An 18,644-nucleotide genomic window follows, 5' to 3' on the forward strand; every position below is an offset into this window, starting at 1 on the left:
GCGGTCTCCGGGGATGGGGGGCTGCGCGGGGACAGCGCCACTTTCCCGGCGTGATCGTTCCTGAGTCAACCCCTGTGACAGGTGCGACGACGAGGCGACTCGCGCGCATGCCTGCGCGCAGCCGAGGGGCCGTCGGACCGGAGGCCCGGCGCCGCTCCCCGTTTCCGGTCGCAGCTCGCGGCTCCGGTCCGGCCGGATCACTCCTCCCTCTCGCTCCCCCTGCGGGCTTCCTGGATTTGAATCGACATATAGACAGCCTCCCCGGTCGCCACCTCCCCGTGGAGGGGCGGGACTTGATAAGGCATCAACGCCCTCCCGAATTCAACCTATTGACGGTCAGTCAAGTGTTCGCACAGTGATACGATCTGCGCACTTGCGGAGTGGGCAGATGGGTGCAGAACGACATCTCCGACTACGGGGACAGTCCGGGCGGTAACTCCGACGCCGGCAGTCCACCGGTCCACCGCATTGACGCAAATTCAGCAGCTGGCCGTCAGTCGCCTGAAGAGAGTCTTATGACGCATTACATACAGAACCCGAAATTCTGGGCTCTCCTTGTCGTCATCCTTGCCGCAATCGCCGTCATTGTTGTCCAACGCAGGGCGGCACGGGATTCGCGGCGGGAGATCGCAGAGCTCAGAGCTCGCCACTCAGAGCTGGAGAAGGATTACTCGCAATCCATTCTGGATTCCCAGGAACAAGCCCAGGAGCAAGCCCAGGAAGAAATCAGAACTGTTCTCAAGTCCGCCATGCGGACACTCCAGGTAACCGCCGCCGAGCAGCAGAAGATCATCTCTCAGCTGCAGGAGAAGTACGGGGATTCCGTAATTCTCCAGGACCTCCTGGAGATCGACCACACGAACTCACAGTTCGGGCGGCGCGCCCAGTCCATCGCCGTATTGTGCGGCGGCTGGCTGGGGAACCGGCGTGAGGTCGCCTCGGTCTACGACGTGGTCCGCAGTGCGCAGGGGAGGATCCGCCACTTCCGGCGGGTGGACATTCTCTCGCAGGTCGACTTCGGCGTCACCAACCGAGCCGTCGAACCCGTGGCACTGGCTCTCGCGGAACTCCTCGACAACGCAACCAGCTACTCCAGCCCGGACACCGTTGTCGAGATCAACATTCGTACCGTGCCCAAGGGGATCTGCATCGTCGTCGACGACGCCGGTGTCGGTATGAACGACGAGGAGAGGGCCAGGGCCGCAAAACTCCTGTCGAGTGAGCGGGTTTCGGGTGTTTCAGGACTCGGCAACCCTCCGCAGTTCGGTTTCGCCGTGATCGGCGTGCTCTGCGAGCGCTTCGGCTTCGAGGTGTCCGTGGATTCCTCGTCCCCCTACGGGGGCGTGCGGTCGATTCTCCTGCTGCCGCACGAACTGCTCGCCGGCATGCCGGAGCCGAAGGCTCAGCCGCCCGCCGTCCCCGTTGCCACGGTGTCGGGTCCGATCGGAACCGAACCCACCCTGTCCGTGTCCTCGTCCGCCGACGGTCTGCCGAGGCGACGCCGCAAGCGGCCGATGGCCGTCGTGCCGGGCACTCCGACGGCGTCGGGCACCTCGGCCCGCTCCGGCGCGGAGCGGGCAGCGATCTTCGGGGCCTTCCAACGAGGCACGACGTCCGGTCGAGACGCCGATCCGGACACGGCGGATCAGACGAGCGGCACACGTGGTGTAAGCAGCGAAGGACATGAGGTCTCGTGAACGACGATTCTGATCTGGCATGGATGCTCGACAGCGCCCTGGAGATACCCGGGGCCGTGCATGCGGTGCTGATTTCCGCCGATGGTCTGTTGATGACCCGAACAAAGGATCTCGACAGGGACGACGCGGACAGAGTTGCCGCCGCGATGAGCAGCATGCAGTCGTTGAGCCGCGCGCTCGCGTTCTTCTGTGCCCACCCACAGCAGCAGTGGCGGCAGACGCTGGTCGAGTTCGACGGCGGCTGGGTCTTTCTGATCTCCGCCGGACCGGGCGCCTATCTCGCGGTCTCGGCCTCCCCCGACGTCGACATGGCGGACATCACCTTCCGGATGCAGCAGCTCGTCAGCCAGCTGGGCAAGGCGTTGACGACGCCGCCTCGCGCGGACCTCGGCGCCCACTCATGAGGCGGCACGACGAAGGGGAGTTCGAGGCAGGGGAGTTGGTGCGGCCCTACGTCGTCACCAAGGGCCGCGGCCTCCCCGACGAGGCGAAGCTCTCGCTGATCACCCTGGTCACGGCGGTGGCCGACCACCACCAGCGGCCGACCCGGCTCTCTCCCGAGGAGCAGCGGCTGCTGGACATCGCCGCCGTCGGCTATCTGTCGGTCGCCGAGGTCGCGGGGCACACGCAGTTACCCCTGGGAGTCGTGCGGATCGTTCTCTCCTCTCTCATCGAGGGCGGCTATCTCATCGCCCGGCCGCCCGTGGAACGTGCTGCCCTGGCTGACCAACAGATCCTTCAGGAGGTGCTGAATGGTCTCCGTTCAAGGTTTGGATGAACAGGCCTACGTCCGTGACGGGGCGACGCAGACCGCGGTGAAAATCCTGGTCGTCGGGCATTTCGCGGTGGGCAAGACCACCTTCATCGGGTCGATATCGGAGATCGTTCCGCTGTCCACCGAGGAAACGATGACGCGGGCCGCGGAAACGATCGACGACCTCAAGGGCGTCCAGGGCAAGACCACCACGACGGTCGCCATGGACTTCGGCCGCCTGACCATCAGCGATCGCGTCGTCCTCTATCTCTTCGGAACGCCCGGACAGCAGCGTTTCGTTCAGATGTGGGAGGACATGGCCCGGGGCGCCCTGGGAGCGCTGGTGCTGGTCGACCCCGAACGGCTCGCGGATTCCTTCCCCGTGATCGACCTCATCGAGCAGTACGGACTCGACTACGCCATCGCCGTGAACCAGTTCACCGGTGTGCCGGTCCGTGACGAGCACGCGCTGCGCGAGGCACTGGACCTTCTCGACGACACCCCGGTCGTCACCTGCGACGCGCGGGACGAGAAATCGTCGGCCGAAGCACTGATCACCCTCGTCCGCCACTTGCAGGACCGTGCCCTCTAGGAGCAGAGATGGACGCTCAATCCGCCGCACCCGTGCCCCCGCCCGGATGCCCGGCCCACAACTCCGGCGGCCGTGTGCCGCTGTACGGGCCGGAGTTCGCGGCCGATCCGCAGGCGTACTACGAGTTCATGCGCCACTACGGACCGACCGCACCCGTGGAACTCGCTCCGGGCGTGGAGGCGACTCTCGTCACCGACTACTCGTCAGCACTGCAACTGCTGCAGGACTCCGGCTCGTTCCGTAAGGACGCTCGCCGGTGGCGGGCATTCAACGATGGCAAGATCGGCCCGGACAGCCCGGTCCTGCCGCTGTTGGCGTACCGGCCCAACTGCATGTTCACTGACGGCGCCGAGCACCTGCGGCTGCGCCAGGCGGTCACGGACAGCATGGCGCGGGTGGACTCCCGTCGGCTGGCCCGCAGCACCACGCAGGTGTCGGACTATCTCATCGCCCAGTTCAGCGCCCGTGGTTCGGCCGACCTGGTCAGCGACTACGCCAAGCAGTTGCCGCTGTTCGTGTTCAACGAGCTCTTCGGCTGCCCCGCGGAGATCGGCGACCGGGTTCTTTTCGGCATCTCCGGAATGTTCGACGGTGTGAACGCCGAGAAGGCGGCCGAGGTGTTCTTCCAGGCCGTGGGTGAACTGGTGGCGCTCAAGCGGGCCAAGCCAGGTGACGACGTGGCCTCGTGGCTGATGCAGCACGAGGCACGGCTGACCGACGAGGAGATGGTCTATCAGCTGGCTCTGCTCCTGGGAGCGGGAGCCGAACCGCTGCGGAATCTCATCGGCAACACCCTGCACCGGCTCCTCACCAACGACAAGTACGCGCACGACGGCGGACTGATCGGGGAAGCCCTCGAGGACACGCTGTGGGAGAACCCGCCCATGTCGAACTACGCGCCGCACTACCCGGCGTCCGACATGGAGTTCGGCGGAGGGAAGCTGGCGGCGGGGGATCTGGTCCTGGTGAGTTTCGCGGCCGCCAACACCGGTCCGGCGCTCTCGGCCGCGCGTCAGGCGGGCAGCAGTCGGGCCCACTTGGCGTGGAGCGCGGGTCCGCACGCGTGCCCGTCCAAGGACCCCGCGATGCACATCACCGTCACCGCCATCGAGAACCTGCTCAACCGGCTGCCCGACACCCAGCTCACCGTGCCGGAGGACAGCCTGACCTGGCGGCCCGGCCCCTTCAACCGGGCGCTGGCCACACTTCCCACCCGTTTCACTCCGGTTCAGCCGGCGCGGCAGGCGACCGCGCCGTCCCGAACGGAGGCGCCTGCGCGTGACAACGACGCCGCCACGGCCCGCAAGCCGGAACGCTCGGGGTGGAGCGGGTTCCTGTCCTGGTTGCGGGGGTGACGTACCCGGCATCCGTCAACTCCCCATGACCGCATGAACCTTCAACCGCAGGGGTAGTGAGCACGCGGCGTTGGTGTCGGTGATGAAGCAAGGGGTGCGCGGTGTCTCACATATCCGTCGACGCCACTTTCATCCAGCACTTCACCGCGTTGCTCCGCCCGCGGTCGCACATGTCAAGGGAGCGTGCGGACAGACCGGTCCCAGGACCCCAGCGCACAAGCAGCCAGTCAAGGTACCCGCCCTCGCAGGCGGGTACCTTCTTGCGGTCCGCTCCCAGGTGCTGTGCCGCCTCAACACAGCGAAGTCGAGGGGCGCGGCCTCCCGTTCCGCGCGTTCTTTCGGAGGTATGACGTGATTCGCACGGAAGCGGCCTGGGTGCTGTTCGTCGCCGGGCTCATCTTTGTATGGGCCTTGGTTCTCGGGGTCTGGAAATGGCAGCAGATGACCACTTCGGAGAGCGGCGCGGCGCACCCGTACGTCGACATCGCACACAGATCGGCGCTGCTGTACTCATTCGCGACGGGGCTCATCGCGGCGTTCGTCCAGCTGTCCGGCTGGCCGTCCGCGGTGAACGGCACCGCAGCCGCGGCGATACTCCTGCTGTTCATTGTGACGATTGCGAACTATGTCCGGCTCGGATGGCAGGGCGAGACCGACAACCAGATGCGCAACGCACCGCACAGCATGCGCTTCATGCTGGCCGCGCTGATCGTCGGCGAGATCGGCGGCTTCGTCGTCCTCCTGGCCGGCTTCGCCGAAGCCCAGCTGTGATCCCGGACGCGTCGGGCGACGACGGCCTACGACACGACCGGAGGCAGTTTCTGTCCCGACTTGCAAGGTGATGTACACGACAACCGGCAACTCCCCATAACTGCATGACAGTTCAACCGCACGGGTAGTGACCAACGCGGCAGTTGAGTAGCTACCAGACACAGGGGGTGTCGTGTACCACATACCTACCAGCGCCGCGATCACGACCCAACTTCATCAACAGCAAGGCAAAATACCCGCCCCCGCAGGCGGGTATCTTCTTGTGCGCTCCGGCGTACAGCGAGACGAACGGTGACCGCCGTCCGACCCGGCGACCGGAGCGATTCGAGCGCACCGGCGCTCGGCGGGTTCACGGCGGGACAGCTGGTCAAGCTCTGCGACCTCGCGGGCCTGGAGGCGGCCGACGCCGAGATCTACGCGCATGTACTCATCGATGCGCTGGGTGCCCTGGCCGAGCGTCCACTGGACCGGCCGCCGCCCTCGGACAGCTTCCTCTCCGACGATCACACGCCGGTGGAGTTCTCGCTGTCCTTCCTGCCGGGAACGGTCCCGTCACTGCGCCTATTACTGGAACCCGGATGCGGTGCCGCCGGTCTGCGGCAGAACGGGCGCACGGGACTGCGCGTCATCCGCGAGATGGCACAGCGCTGGGACTTCTCCACCGGCCGACTCGACGAGTTGGAGGACCTGTTCTTCCCCTCCTCCGCCGAGGGCCCCTTCGCTCTGTGGTGCGCGCTGGAGCTGCGCCCCGGCGGTGTGCCCAAGGTGAAGGTGTACCTGAACCCCGCGGCGTCCGGACAGGAACGTTCCGCCCGGACAGTGCGGGAGGCGCTGCGCCGACTCGGCCACGAGCAGGCGTTCGCGACCCTGCCGCAGGCGGACGGCTACCCGTTCTTCGCCCTGGACCTGGGCGACTGGGACACCCCCCGGGCGAAGGTCTACCTCCGGCACGACGACCTGTCCGAGGCAGATGCCGGCCGCCTGCCCCGGATGAGCCCGGGCCTCGGATCCGCGGTGGTCCAGGGGTTCTTCCGCACGGCAGCCGGGCTCAAGTCCGGTGACGGGCCGGACGCACGACTCGGCGGCCGGCCCGTCCTGTCCTGTCACGCCTTCACCGAGACGGCGACCGGCCTGCCGAGCGGCTTCACCCTCCACATCCCGGTCAGGGACTACGTCCGCCACGACGGGGAGGCTCTCGCCCGGGCGGTGACCGCACTGTCCCACCACGGCATGGACCCTTCACCGCTCCTCGGGTCACTGGCCGCCGTCACCTCGCGCCGGCCGCGGGACGGTGTGGGGCTGATCGCCTATCTCGCGCTCACCCATCAGCACGGTCGGCCGCCACGGGTGACCACGTACATCTCCTCGGAGGCGTACGCGGTCCGGCCGCCGGTCGTCGTGCTGCCCCATCAAGTCGCAACGGTGCACTGAAGCACTCCGCAACCCACGAAGCTCCTGCCGGACGGCTCACCTCTCAGGGCAAGCCGTCCGGCAGGAGCTTCGCCCAGCCGACTATGCGACGTACGAGCCGTCCTGCTCGTCGCGCAACTCCTGGAGATACGGCACGACGTCGACCTGGATGGAGGAACCCTCGCCCGCCCCGTAGCGGTCGGCGACGCCACGCACGTAGGCGCTGATCTCCTTGTGCATGACCTCCGCGGACGGCAGGTCCACATCGCCGTCGACAATCCGCGCCACCCAGCGCGCCTGGGCTTCCACGAGGCGGGTGATCGCTCCGACGGGGCGGACCAGACCGACGAAGTGCAGGCCGGGGTGATCAGGTGCGACGACTCGCTTGTACAGCTCGACGGCCCCCTCCGGGCCCGTCGGCCATCCATCGGGAAGGAACGGGAAGGCCATGCGGTACCCGGTGCAGTAGACGATCGCGTCGGCCTCTTCGGAGCTTCCGTCGGTGAAGAGAACCCGTCTTCCCTCCATGGACTCGATCGCCGGTCTGGGGATCACCGCGCCATGACGTATTCGGCTGAGAATCTCGTCCGAGATGGTGACGGCCGAGGAGAAGATCCGATGGTCGGGCTCGGGAAGGCCGTAGTCGGTCAGCCTCCCCCGCGCGACGAGCAGCGACTGCTCGACGAAATGACGCTGCTCGGACAAGGACATCCGGGTCCACCACGGGGCGTTGGCTATCTCGTCGAGCGACAGGCCGAAGAGCTGCTTGGGAACGATGTGGAGACCGCGGCGCACCGAGAGCAGGGTCCGTGAGGCGTGCCGGGAGACGTCCGCCGCGATGTCCACCGCCGACGCGCCGAGCCCTACGACGATGACGCGTTGACCGTCGAAGTCGCTGCCGTCACGGTAGTCGATGGAGTGCAGAATCGTTCCGGCGTACGAGTGGGACCCGGCCGGCAGCGGGTCCGGGAAGGCCGGCCTCGTGTTGTGCCCCGAGGCGACGATCACATGTCCGAACCGCCGTGACGTCGATGCTCCGCTCGCGGCCCGGCTGACCACCGTCCACGCGCCGTCGGGATCCTGGCGCACGGACTCCACTTCGGTGCGCGGTTCGATGCGCGGCAGTACGTCGGCCCACTCCGCGTAGGAACGCAGATAGGCGGCGACGTCGCTGTGCCGGGGGTAGAGCGGAAAGGAGTCGGGCATCGGGAAACCGGTGTAACCGGTGAGCTGCTTGGCGGTGTTGAGGTGCAGCGGCAGATAGCCCGGCCCCCGCTCCCCCGCTTGCGGCTGACGCCAGATCCCTCCGACGTCCGGTGCCTTCTCGAGGCAGACGAAATCGACGCCCCTGGCCGCGAGAGCGTGCGCCGTCGCCAGACCCGACAAACCCGCACCGATCACGCACACAGTCACGTTTCCCCCCACAGGACACTTCCCTCCCACCAAGGGACATGAATGCCCAGCCACTTACAGCCCCACACCGATCAAAAAGCGCCACAGTCGGCCGAAGTTGGCCTGCGAGGACCGGAGCCCGAACGTCACGGAACCGTGCCCCGTGTCCCAAGACACAGCCGGTGCACGACACACTGCGCAAGGCCCGCGCGATCAACCGCTGGCGGTGCCCGTCGTCCCCCGGATCTCCAGCGCGGGCGCGGCAAGGTGGACGCGCCCCGGAGCGTCGGGTGTGTCGAAGCGGTCGAGGAGGCAGCGGGCCGCGCGGCGGCCGACCTCGTGGCCGGCGTTGTCGACGGTGGTGAGCCAGACGTGGCGCAGCCGGGAGATGCTCGTGTTGTCGTAGCCGGTGACGGAGAGGTCGCGGGGGACGCTCAGGCCGAGCTCCTCGGCGGCCGACAGCGCGCCGACCGAGGCGATGTCGTTGACGGCGAGGATGGCGGTGGGCCGCCGCGGGCCGCTGAGCAACCGCACCGTGCTGCGGTAGCCGCCCTCCTCGGTCATGTCGCTGGGTTCGACGAGCGCGCCGTCCGCGAGCCCGTGCGCCCGCATCGTCGCCTCGAAGCTCGCCCTGCGCAGCTCGCCGACGGCGCCGTAGCCCGCGATGTGCGCGATCCGGCGGTGGCCGAGGCCGATGAGGTGCTCGGTGATCAGCCGGGCGCCCCGCTCGTCGTCGCCCGCCACCAGGTCGACGCCTGGCGGTACCGGCTCGCGGGCGCCCGCGACGACGACCGGGATGCGCGCGGCGACCGGGCCGAGTGCGGCCGGGTCGGGCAGGGTGCCGACCACGACCAGGCCGTCGACCCGGAGGTCCAGGAAGGGGCCTGCCAGGTCCTGGCCGGTGCGGCGGTTGAGGCGGGCGTCGGCCAGGAGCATGTGCAGGCCGTTGTCGTGGAGCAGGGGGTTCAGGCCGTCCAGGAGGTCCACGAACCACGGGTTGCGCAGGTCGTTCAGGAGGACGCCGACGGTTCGGGTGCGCTGTTCGCTGAGGCTGCGCGCGGCGGCGTTCGGCCGGTAGCCGAGTTCCCGTACGGCCCGCAGCACGGCCTCGCGCTTCTCGGGGCGCACCTGGTCGGAGCCGCGCAGCACCAGGGAGACCAGCGACTTGGAGACACCGGCGTGGTCGGCCACGTCGCGGATCGTCGGCGGTCTCGTATCCGGACTCGTCGGCGGTCTCATCTCTGGACCGTTCCATGCACCACTCGCGCCTGTCAAAGGGTTGACACCAGGAAGAACCCCGCTCAGGGTGGCTTGGGCAGAGAATGGACCGGTCCAAAGAGGGGCTGTCATGGTGGATGCGCTCGGTGTCGCCGTCGTCGGATTCGGCTGGATGGGCCGGGTGCACACCCAGGCGTACGCCCGAGTCCGCCACCACTACCCGCAGTTGGCCCTGCGCCCGGAGCTGGTGACGGTCGCCGAGGACGTCCCGGGCCGCGCCGAGGAGGCCGCCGCGCAGTTCGGGTTCGCCACCGCGGTCCGCGACTGGCGCGAGGTGGCCGCCGATCCGCGCGTCCGGGCGGTGAGCATCACCGCGCCGAACTTCCTGCACCGCGAGATCGGCGTCGCGATGGCCGAGGCCGGCAAGCACCTCTGGATCGAGAAGCCGGTGGGCCTGACGGCGGCGGACGCCCGGGCGGTCGCCGACGCGGTCGCGAAGGCCGGTGTGCAGGGGGCCGTCGGCTTCAACTACCGCAACGCACCTGCCGTGGAAGCCGCCCGCGAGCTGATCGCCTCCGGTGAGCTCGGCACGGTCACCCATGTCCGCGTCCGCCTGTTCAGCGACTACGCGGCGCATCCCGAGGGCGCGCTGACCTGGCGGTACGAGCGGGAGCGCGGCGGCAGCGGAGTGCTGGGCGACCTGGCCTCGCACGGCGCGGATCTGGCCCGCCATCTGCTCGGCGACATCACCTCGCTCACCGCCGACACGGCGGTCTTCGTGCCCGAGCGGGCCCGCCCGACCGGCGCGACCACCGGTCACAGCCGGTCCTCCGGTGGCGACCTGGGCCCGGTCGAGAACGAGGACTACGTCAACTGTCTGCTGCGCTTCGCCTCCGGCGCCCGCGGTGTCCTGGAGGCCTGCCGGGTCTCGGTCGGCGAGCAGAACAACTACGGCTTCGAGGTGCACGGCACCAAGGGCGCGGTGTTCTGGGACTTCCGCCGGATGAACGAGTTGGGCGTCAGCCGCGGTACGACGTATCAGGACCAGCCGGTGAGCACGGTGTATGTCGGGCCTGGCGACGGGGAGTTCGGCGCCTTCCAGCCGGGCGCCGCCAACGCCATGGGCTACGACGACCTGAAGGTGATCGAGGCGTACCGCTTCCTGCGTTCCGTCGCCGAGGGGAAACCGTACGGTGCCACGCTCCGGGACGCCGAGCGCAGTGCGGCCGTACTCGATGCCATGGCGCGGTCGGCACAGAGCCGCTCCTGGGTCAACGTGGCGTCGTCGTAGGCATGTTGTAGGGCGTGACGACCTGGATCGTGGACGGCGGTGTCGGACCGGCGGGTGGCAGGGCGTCGTGGGCCCGCATGACCAGACGGCAGGCCTCGCGCATGTCCTGGCGCAGATCGTGGTGGAGCACGGCGGAGAGGCGGTGTTCGCGCAGCAGCCGGGTGTTGTCGTGGTCGAGGTCGTGGGCGATGAACACGGCGCACTCGCGGCCCAGGTCCGCGAAGGCGCGCAGGGTCGCGATGTTGCCGCCGCCGATCGAGTAGACCGCCCGGATGTCGGGGTCGCGCCGGAGCGCCGCCCGGACGAGGTCGTACTCGGTGGCGTCCAGGCCCTGCCCCTCGGCGATCTCGACGAGGGTCCGCTCCGGGTGCCGGGCGCGCATCGCGCCCCGGAAACCCATCTCGCGCTCCTCCTCGTTGCGGAAGAAGCCGCTGCTGAGGCTGGTCAGCACATTGCCGGGCCGTTCGCCGAGCCACTGGCCCATGAGGTAGGCGGCCGTCGCGCCCGCCGCCCGGTTGTCGATGCCGACGTAGCCGAGCCGGGCGCTCGTGGGCAGGTCGGTGACCAGGGTGACGACGGGGATCCCGGCGGCGACGAGCCGGCCGACGGCGGCGGTCACCTCCGGCACGTCCGGGGCCTTGAGAATCACGCCCTGCGAGCCGCGTCGCGCGATCCGGTCCAGCGTCCCGACCAGTTCCTCCACCGGCCCGGTCTCGCGGAAGTGGAAGCGTGAGCGCACGACCGCAGGGCGCAGGTCGGGCAGCTCGGCCTCCAGGGCGGCCTGTACGGCGGTGGAGAACCGCTCCGGCGTCTGCATCACGATGTCGATCATGAACGTACGGCCGACCAGCCGGACCTGGGTGCGCTGCCGGTCCAGGTCGGCGATGGCCAGGCGGACCTCACGCACGGTGCTGTCCCGCACGCCGCCCCGGCCGTTCAGGACCCGGTCCACGGTGGCCTCGCTCAGACCTGCCTGACGTGCGATTTCCCGGATCGGGAAGGGGTGGCCCATACGACGGCTCCCTGAGGGGTTTTTGATGGGTTCCTGCTGGTTGTTCGATGGGTTTGTCATGACAAGAATGACAGAGCCGCACCGGTCCATGACCCGAGGGGACGACGATGTCCTTCACTTCCGCAGAACGCCGCGCCTGGCTCTCCGAGCAGGACTGCGACCTCGACGCCTTCCGTGCGCTGGTCGAGCGGCCGACCGGCCTCTCCGAGTTTCCGTACGCCTCCTCGGTGCAGCGCAACGTCCTCGTCTACGACGGCGACCGGCTGCGCAAGTCCGGGGCGGCCGGCGAGCGCCGCGAGGTCCAGGCCGAACTGGTCCGGGCCCTCGCCGAGGGGCCCGGCATCGTGGTCCTCCAGGGCGCCTTCCCGGACACCTCGGTCGTCGACCGTACGACCGCGGTGTTCGACGCCCTGATCGCCGAGCAGCGCGCCTCGGGCGCGGGCGCCGGGGACCACTTCGCCAAGCCGGGGGCCAACGACCGGGTGTGGAACGCCCTGGAGAAGGCCGCCCTCCACGACCCGGAGGCGTTCGCCGACTACTACGCGAACGACATCCTGGCCCTGGTGTCCATCGCCTGGCTCGGCCCCGGCTACCAGGTCACCTCGCAGGTCAACGTGGTCCACCCGGGCGGCGCGGCGCAGACCGTGCACCGCGACTACCACCTCGGCTTCCTCACCAACGAGGTCGCCGCCGGCTACCCGGCGCATGTGCACCGCCTCTCCCCCGTGCTCACGCTCCAAGGGGCGGTCGCGCACTGCGACATGCCGGTCGAGTCGGGCCCGACGATGTACCTGCCGCACTCCCAGAAGTACGAGCCGGGCTATCTGGCCTGGCGACTCCCGCAGTTCCAGGCCTACTTCGAGGCCCATCACATCCAACTCCCGCTCGCCAAGGGCGATGCCGCCTTCTTCAACCCCGCGCTCTTCCACGCGGCCGGCACCAACCGCACGGCGGACGTCCGGCGCATGGCCAATCTGCTCCAGGTGTCCTCCGCGTTCGGGCGGGCGATGGAGACGGTGGACCGCGAGGCGGTGACCAACGCCGTTTTCCCCGTGCTGCTGAAGCGCAGGGCCGAGGGCGTGGGCGCGGAGTGGCTGGACACGGTGATCGCGGCCTGCGCCGAGGGCTACCCCTTCCCCACCAACCTCGACAGCGACCCGCCGGTCGACGGCCTGGCGCCGCCCTCGCAGGCGGACCTCGTACGCCGTGCGGTGCGCGAGGGATGGACCCCCCAGGCGCTCCGCGAGGAGCTGCGGGCCGGTGCCGGACGACGCGAGAGCTGAGGAACACCATGGGACTTCTCGACGACAAGGTCGTCCTCGTCAACGGCGGCAGCCAGGGCGTGGGCGCCGCGATCGCCCGCGCCGCGGTGCGCGAGGGCGCGGTGGTGGCCGTCACCGGCCGCCGCCGCGAGCCCGGTGAGGCCCTGGTGGCCGAGCTGACCGAGGCGGGCGGCAAGGCGATGTTCGTACGCGCCGACCTGGCGGACGCCGAGCAGGCGAAGGCGTCCGCGGCCGAGGTGATCGCCGCACACGGCCGGGTGGACTGCCTGGTGAACTCCGCCGGGCTCACCTCGCGCGGCACGCTGCTCGACACCACGCCCGAGCTGTTCGACCAGCACATCGCGATCAACCTGAAGGCGCCGTTCTTCGCGATGCAGGCGGTGGTCGCGGACATGGTGGCGCGCAGGGCGCCCGGCACGGTCGTCAACATCATCACGTCCTCGGCGCACGGCGGGCAGCCCTTCCTCGCGCCGTACGTCGCCGCGAAGGCCGGGCTGATCGGACTGACCCGCAACGCCGCGCACGCGCACCGCTTCGACCGGGTCCGGATCAACGGGCTGAACATCGGCTGGACCGCGACCGAGGGCGAGGACGCGACCCAGCGGGCCTTCCACGGCGCCGGTGACAACTGGCTCGAACAGGCCGCCGAACGGCTCCCGATGGGCAAGCTCGGCCAGCCGGACGAGATCGCCGACTTCGTGGTGTTCCTGCTGTCCGACCGGTCCGGGGTGGTCACCGGTTCGGTCATCGACTGGGACCAGAACGTCCTCGGCGGACTCGACTAGACCCCCCTCCGCTCGTACCACCTCTAAGGAGTTGCACGACCATGCGCATCGGAATCCTCGGCCTCGGCCGCATCGGCGCCTTCCACGCCGAGACCCTCTCCGGACTCGACGCGGTCGAGTCCCTCGTAGTGGCCGACCCGTTCACGGAGGCCGCGAAGAAGGCCGCCGAGCGGTTCGGCGCCGAGGTCGCGGACTCCCCCGAGGCCGTCCTGGCCGCCGGGGTGGACGGTGTCGTGATCGCCGCGGCGACGGACGCCCACCCGGGCCTGATCCTCGCCGCCGTCGAGGCAGGCATCCCCGTCTTCTGCGAGAAGCCCGTCGCCAGGACCATGCGCGAGGGCGTCGAGGTACTCAGGGCCGTCCAGGGCAGCGAGGTGCCGATCCAGATCGGCTACAACCGCCGCTTCGACGCCGGCTTCGTGGCCGCGCGAGCCGCCGTCCGGTCCGGCGAACTGGGCAAGCTGCACACCGTACGGTCGACCACGCTGGACCCGGCGCCGCCGCCGGCCGCGTACATCGCCGCGTCCGGAGGCATCTTCCGCGACTGTTCCGTCCACGACTTCGACATCATCCGCTGGGTGACCGGCCGGGAGGTGACCGAGGTGTACGCGGTGGGCGGCAACCGGGGTGCCGAGTACATCAGGGAGGCGGGCGACGCCGACACCACCGGCGCGATCCTCACGCTGGACGACGGCACCGTCGCGGTGGTCTCCAACTCCCGCCACAACGGCCGGGGTCACGACGTCCGCATGGAGATCCACGGCTTCAAGGACACCATCGCCGTGGGGCTTGAGGACAGGCTCCCGCTGCGTTCGGTCGAGCCCGGCGTGACCTTCCCGGCCGGCACGCCGTACGACTTCTTCATGGACCGCTTCGGTGCCGCCTACCGGGCCGAACTCACCGCGTTCACCGAGGTCGTGGCAGGCACCCGGCCCTCCCCGTGCACGGTCGCCGACGCGCTGGAGGCCGGCTGGATCGCCGACGCCTGCACCCTTTCCCTGCACGAGCACCGCCCCGTCACGGTCCAGGAGGTACGGGAGGCCTGAGGGGGCTGAAGTCGGCGGCGCCGCGTACACCGACCCCGGTGTACGCGGCGCCGCCGTCGTCAGGCGCCGCAGGAACGCAGGAACTTGCGGGTGCGCTCCGCGACGGGGAACGGCCTGTCCGGCTCGCACGGGTACATGTCCTGCTCGACGATCGCGAACAGCTGCACGCCCAGCCGCTGCGCGGCGATCAGCACCGGCTCCAACTCCGGTACGCCGGACGGCGGTTCGCACATCACTCCGCGCGCCACGGCGGGCCCGAAGGGAACCTCGTTCGCCCGTACGTCCGCAAGGATCTCCGGGTCGACCTGCTTGAGGTGGAGATAGCCGATGCGTTCGCCGTAGGTCTCGATCAGCTTGACGCTGTCGCCGCCGCAGTAGGCGTAGTGCCCGGTGTCCAGGCAGAGGTTGACCAGTTCGGAGTCGGTCGAGTCGAGGAAGCGCTCGACGTGGTCCTCGGTGTCGATGTGGGTGTCGGCGTGCGGATGCACGACGATGTCGAGGCCGTACGTCTCCTTGACCTCGTGCCCGAGACGTTCCATGCCCTTGGTGAGGTGGGCCCACTGCGTGCCGGTCAGCTCCGGCGGCTCCAGGATCTCGGCGGTCTTGTCGTCCCGCCAGAAGGAGGGGATGACGACGAGGTGCTTGGCGCCCATCGCCCGGGTGAGCTCGGCCACTTGGCTCACGTGCTCCCAGGTGGAGTCCCAGACGGCGGGCCCGCGGTGCAGGCCGGTGAAGACGGTGCCCGCGGAGACCTTCAGCTCGCGCCGGGCGATCTCGTCGGTGAGCCGGGCCGGGTCGCTCGGGAGATAACCGTAGGGGCCCAGCTCGATCCAGGAGTAGCCGGCCTCGGCGACCTCATCCAGGAAGCGCTGCCACGGCACCTGTTGGGGGTCCTCGGGGAACCAGACGCCCCAGGAGTCGGGTGCGGAGCCGACCCGGATGCGGTCCAGGAAGGGACGGTCGGGCATGTCAGGAGGTCCCTTCGGGCGAAGCGGTCACCGGAGCCTTGAGGTCCCTCTCCTCGGGGAGACCCTCCACGTCGACACCGCGGACCTGGGCCAACTCATTCTTGAGGGCGACGAGTTCGGTGCCGCCGGCCATGTGGTTGGTCAGCTCGTCGAGGGTGATCTCGTTGCGCTCCGCGCTGAGTTCCAGGGTGCCCAGGCGCAGCACGCTGAAGTGATCGCCGACCATGTAGGCGTGGTGCGGGTTGTGGGTGATGAAGATGACGCCGAGACCGCGGTCGCGGGCTGCGGCGATGTACTTCAGGACGACACCGGACTGCTTGACGCCGAGGGCGGCCGTCGGCTCGTCCAGGATCAGCACGCGGGCGCCGAAGTAGACGGCACGGGCGATGGCGACACACTGGCGCTGACCGCCGGAGAGGGTGCCGATGGGCTGTTCCAGGTCGTCCAGGACGATGCCCATGTTGCGCAGCTCCTCGTCCGCGGTCTTCTTCATCCTCTCGATGTCGAGGCGGCGGATCGGCCAGGGGCCCTTGGTCATCTCGGAGCCGAGGAAGAAGTTCCGCCACACCGGCATCAACGGGACGGTGGCCAGGTCCTGGTAGACGGTGGCGATACCACGGTCGAGGGCCTGGCGCGGGGTGGAGAAGTGCACCGGTTCGCCGTCGACGAGGAACTCGCCCTCGGTGTGCTGGTGCAGCCCGGAGATGATTTTGATCAGGGTGGACTTGCCGGCGCCGTTGTCGCCAAGCACGCAGGTGACCTGGCTGGGGCGGACGGTGAGGTCGACGCCGTGCAGGGCGCGGATGTTGCCGTACGACTTGCCCGCGTTGCGCAGCTCCACGAGAGGGGCCTCGCCCTGGGGGACGGTGTCCTTGAGGATGGCGCCGTGGGTGCCGGGTGCGTTGTTGGTCATAGGGGTCACCTCCGGGTCGCTGTGCGCTGGACCCACAGATTGATCAGGACGGCGCCGAGCAGCATCACGCCGAGGAACGCCTTGAACCAGTCGGGGTTCCAGCCGGCATAGACGATGCCCTGCTGCACCATGCCGAACATGAACGCGCCGAAGACCGGACCGATCGCGGAGCCCGCGCCGCCGGTCAGCAGACAGCCGCCGATGACGGCCGCGGAGATGTAGATCAGCTCCTGGCCGACTCCCTCGCCCGACTGGACGGTGTTGAAGGAGAACAGCTGGTGCATGCCGATGAACCACGCTCCGAAGCCGACCAGCATGAACAGCGAGATCTTGGTGAAGGCCACCGGCACACCGACGGCCCGCGCGGACTCCTTGTTGCCGCCGACCGCGAAGACCCAGTTGCCGTACTTGGTGCGCAGCAGCACCCAGGTGGCGATGGCCGCGAAGAGCAGCCACCAGAAGATCGTGATCTTCACCTGGACGCCACCGATGTCGAAGCTCGACGCGAAGACCTTCTTGGCCTGGTCGAAGCCGTCCATGGTGCTGATGTCGTCGGTCGCCACATTGCCGGTGACCAGCTTGGTGACCGCCAGGTTGACGCCTTGCAGGATCAGGAAGCTGCCCAGGGTGACCAGGAAGCTGGGCAGTCCGGTCTTGACCACCAGCCAGCCGTTGAGGAAGCCGATCCCCAGCGAAACGACCAGCGCGGCGATCACACCGACCCATACGTTCATGGTCAGTTGGTAGCTGAGCATGCTCGCGGTGAGCGCGGAGGTGATCACCGCGACGCCGGCCGACAGGTCGAACTCCCCGCCGATCATCAGCAGGGCCACCGGCAGCGCCATGATGCCGATCGTCGACGACTGGTACAGGACGTTCGCCATGGAGTTGGCCTCGCGCACCGGCGGCGCGGAGATCAGGAAGAACACGTAGACCGCGGCGGCACCCAGGAAGACACCGACCTCTGGACGGGCCAACAGCCTGAGGGCCAGGGGGCGTTGCGCGGTCCGGCCGTCGCTCTGCCTGGGGCCGGAGGCCGGCGGTGTGTTCACCGCCGGCTCGGCATGCCGGGTCATGCTCATCACCGGGTCCCGTTGGCGGCGAACTTGGCGACGCTGTCGACATTGGTCTTGTCGACGAAGGCGGGGCCGGTCAGCACGGGCTGCTCACCGCCACCGCTGTAGTTGCCGTTGTTCTTGTAGAGCCACAGCGAGTCCACCGCCAGGTAGCCCTGGAGGTAGGGCTGCTGGTCCACGGCGAACTGGATGGTGCCCGCGCTGATGGCGGTCGTCAGGTCCTTGTTGAGGTCGAAGGTGGCGATCTTCGCCTGGCTGCCCGCGTCGGACACCGACTGCACCGCGGTGAGCGCGAACGGGGCGCCCAGCGTGACCACGTAGTCGATGGCCTTGTCCTGGGTGAGCTTGGCGGTGATCGTCGACTTCACGGACGGCATGTCGGTGCCGTTCACGTTCAGCGTCTCGGTGGTTCCGCTGAAGGTCTTCTTCACACCGTCGCAGCGCTGGGTCAGGCCGATGTTGCCCTGTTCCTGGATGACACAGACGACCTTCTTGGCGCCTTCCGAGTTCAGCTTGCTGCCCAGCGCCTCGCCGGCCACGGTCTCGTCCTGGCCGAAGAACTCCAGCAGGCCGAGGCTCTTCCAGTCGCTGACACCGGAGTTGAGGCCGACCACGGGTATGTTCGCGGACTTCGCCTTGCCCAGGACGTCCTTCATCGCGTCGGGCTTGGCGAGGGTGATCGCGATGCCGTCGACCTTCTGGTCGATGGCGTTCTGGACCAGGCTGGCCTGGTTGCCCGCGTTCGGGTCGGCCGAGTAGACGAGATCGATGTTGTCCTTGGCGGCAGCGGCCTCGGCGCCCTTGCGGACGATGTCCCAGAACGTGTCGCCGGGCGCCTGGTGCGTGACCAGGGCGACCGTCATACGGGGAGTGGTGGCCTGACCCGCGGAGGCGCCGCCGGCGCTCTCCTCGGACTTCTTGCCGCCCGAGCTGCTGGAGCAACCAGCGAGGGTCAGGGCCGCTGCCGCGGCCACGGCTACGAAGGGGGCCATTCTGCGGAAGCGGGTCTGAGAAGAGCGGTCCATCTTTCCTGCACCTCACTGTGCTATGGGGGAAAGGGAGCAGAGATCACAAGGATCCG

Annotated in this window: 18 protein-coding genes; 11 read left to right on the plus strand and 7 right to left on the minus strand. The window is 68.8% G+C overall.

All coding sequences use genetic code 11. The features are described from left to right. The first annotated feature begins 515 nt into the window (after positions 1-515). The 7 genes from ACIPC1_RS23895 (at position 516) to ACIPC1_RS23925 (ending at position 6,600) form a co-directional block, all read left to right on the plus strand. The gene (locus ACIPC1_RS23895; RefSeq protein WP_402520580.1) at positions 516-1,697 is read left to right on the plus strand and encodes an ATP-binding protein; all 1,182 of its coding nucleotides are present in this window, start codon (positions 516-518) and stop codon (positions 1,695-1,697) included. Then, a complete protein-coding gene (locus tag ACIPC1_RS23900; protein WP_402520105.1) occupies positions 1,694-2,101 on the plus strand; it encodes a roadblock/LC7 domain-containing protein in 408 nt (135 codons plus the stop codon). Before ACIPC1_RS23895 ends, ACIPC1_RS23900 begins: the two co-directional genes overlap by 4 nt. Further along, positions 2,098-2,475 carry a DUF742 domain-containing protein gene (locus ACIPC1_RS23905; protein WP_402520107.1) on the plus strand — a complete coding sequence of 126 codons (378 nt, stop codon included), beginning with the start codon at positions 2,098-2,100 and terminating at the stop codon, positions 2,473-2,475. The genes ACIPC1_RS23900 and ACIPC1_RS23905 overlap by 4 nt, the downstream gene beginning before the upstream one ends. Then, on the plus strand, positions 2,450-3,043 hold the full coding sequence (locus tag ACIPC1_RS23910; RefSeq protein ID WP_402520109.1) for a GTP-binding protein: 594 nt from the start codon (positions 2,450-2,452) through the stop codon (positions 3,041-3,043). The genes ACIPC1_RS23905 and ACIPC1_RS23910 overlap by 26 nt, the downstream gene beginning before the upstream one ends. A gap of 8 nt (positions 3,044-3,051) precedes the next feature. Beyond that, complete coding sequence (locus ACIPC1_RS23915; protein ID WP_402520111.1) at positions 3,052-4,398, plus strand: cytochrome P450; 1,347 nt, start codon at positions 3,052-3,054, stop codon at positions 4,396-4,398. Between the two features lie 351 nt (positions 4,399-4,749). Beyond that, positions 4,750-5,169: a hypothetical protein gene (locus tag ACIPC1_RS23920; protein ID WP_402520113.1), complete on the plus strand. Its 420-nt coding sequence runs from the start codon at positions 4,750-4,752 to the stop codon at positions 5,167-5,169. 291 nt (positions 5,170-5,460) lie between these two features. Further along, positions 5,461-6,600, plus strand: coding sequence for a tryptophan dimethylallyltransferase family protein (locus ACIPC1_RS23925; RefSeq protein ID WP_402520115.1), 1,140 nt, complete (start codon positions 5,461-5,463; stop codon positions 6,598-6,600). 81 nt (positions 6,601-6,681) lie between these two features. Here the strand turns inward: ACIPC1_RS23925 and ACIPC1_RS23930 are convergent, their stop codons facing one another. Both ACIPC1_RS23930 and ACIPC1_RS23935 read right to left on the minus strand, forming a co-directional pair. Continuing rightward, positions 6,682-7,992 (minus strand): flavin-containing monooxygenase, encoded by a 1,311-nt coding sequence (locus ACIPC1_RS23930; protein ID WP_402520117.1) that lies wholly within the window; start codon positions 7,990-7,992, stop codon positions 6,682-6,684. A 192-nt stretch (positions 7,993-8,184) separates the two neighbouring features. Next, positions 8,185-9,210 (minus strand): LacI family DNA-binding transcriptional regulator, encoded by a 1,026-nt coding sequence (locus tag ACIPC1_RS23935; protein WP_402520119.1) that lies wholly within the window; start codon positions 9,208-9,210, stop codon positions 8,185-8,187. A gap of 109 nt (positions 9,211-9,319) precedes the next feature. Between ACIPC1_RS23935 and ACIPC1_RS23940 the strand changes: the two genes are divergently transcribed. Further along, positions 9,320-10,480 (plus strand): Gfo/Idh/MocA family protein, encoded by a 1,161-nt coding sequence (locus tag ACIPC1_RS23940; protein WP_402520121.1) that lies wholly within the window; start codon positions 9,320-9,322, stop codon positions 10,478-10,480. On the opposite strand, the gene ACIPC1_RS23945 is transcribed toward ACIPC1_RS23940, so the two are convergent. Next, on the minus strand, positions 10,461-11,492 hold the full coding sequence (locus tag ACIPC1_RS23945; RefSeq protein WP_402520123.1) for a LacI family DNA-binding transcriptional regulator: 1,032 nt from the start codon (positions 11,490-11,492) through the stop codon (positions 10,461-10,463). The two genes, ACIPC1_RS23940 and ACIPC1_RS23945, sit on opposite strands and share 20 nt — an antisense overlap. A gap of 107 nt (positions 11,493-11,599) precedes the next feature. Here ACIPC1_RS23945 and ACIPC1_RS23950 point away from each other — a divergent pair, with 107 nt between their 5' ends. Genes ACIPC1_RS23950 through ACIPC1_RS23960 form a run of 3 tightly spaced genes read left to right on the plus strand, consistent with a single transcriptional unit; the run spans position 11,600 to position 14,606 of the window. After that, positions 11,600-12,775, plus strand: a complete 1,176-nt coding sequence (locus ACIPC1_RS23950) for a phytanoyl-CoA dioxygenase family protein (protein ID WP_402520125.1) — start codon at positions 11,600-11,602, stop codon at positions 12,773-12,775. Between the two features lie 8 nt (positions 12,776-12,783). Further along, on the plus strand, positions 12,784-13,560 hold the full coding sequence (locus ACIPC1_RS23955; protein ID WP_402520127.1) for an SDR family oxidoreductase: 777 nt from the start codon (positions 12,784-12,786) through the stop codon (positions 13,558-13,560). Between the two features lie 41 nt (positions 13,561-13,601). Further along, on the plus strand, positions 13,602-14,606 hold the full coding sequence (locus tag ACIPC1_RS23960) for a Gfo/Idh/MocA family oxidoreductase (RefSeq protein ID WP_402520129.1): 1,005 nt from the start codon (positions 13,602-13,604) through the stop codon (positions 14,604-14,606). A 59-nt stretch (positions 14,607-14,665) separates the two neighbouring features. Here the strand turns inward: ACIPC1_RS23960 and ACIPC1_RS23965 are convergent, their stop codons facing one another. The 4 genes from ACIPC1_RS23965 to ACIPC1_RS23980 are packed head-to-tail and all read right to left on the minus strand — an operon-like array spanning position 14,666 to position 18,588. Further along, positions 14,666-15,574 (minus strand): sugar phosphate isomerase/epimerase family protein, encoded by a 909-nt coding sequence (locus ACIPC1_RS23965; protein WP_402520131.1) that lies wholly within the window; start codon positions 15,572-15,574, stop codon positions 14,666-14,668. A gap of 1 nt (position 15,575) precedes the next feature. After that, positions 15,576-16,487 carry an ATP-binding cassette domain-containing protein gene (locus tag ACIPC1_RS23970; RefSeq protein ID WP_402520133.1) on the minus strand — a complete coding sequence of 304 codons (912 nt, stop codon included), beginning with the start codon at positions 16,485-16,487 and terminating at the stop codon, positions 15,576-15,578. 5 nt (positions 16,488-16,492) lie between these two features. Beyond that, positions 16,493-17,569 (minus strand): ABC transporter permease, encoded by a 1,077-nt coding sequence (locus ACIPC1_RS23975; RefSeq protein ID WP_402520135.1) that lies wholly within the window; start codon positions 17,567-17,569, stop codon positions 16,493-16,495. After that, complete coding sequence (locus ACIPC1_RS23980) at positions 17,569-18,588, minus strand: sugar ABC transporter substrate-binding protein (RefSeq protein ID WP_402520137.1); 1,020 nt, start codon at positions 18,586-18,588, stop codon at positions 17,569-17,571. The genes ACIPC1_RS23975 and ACIPC1_RS23980 overlap by 1 nt, the downstream gene beginning before the upstream one ends. Between the last annotated feature and the right edge of the window lie 56 nt (positions 18,589-18,644).

The organism is Streptomyces sp. NPDC087263, assembly GCF_044744645.1.
Classification (GTDB): domain Bacteria; phylum Actinomycetota; class Actinomycetes; order Streptomycetales; family Streptomycetaceae; genus Streptomyces.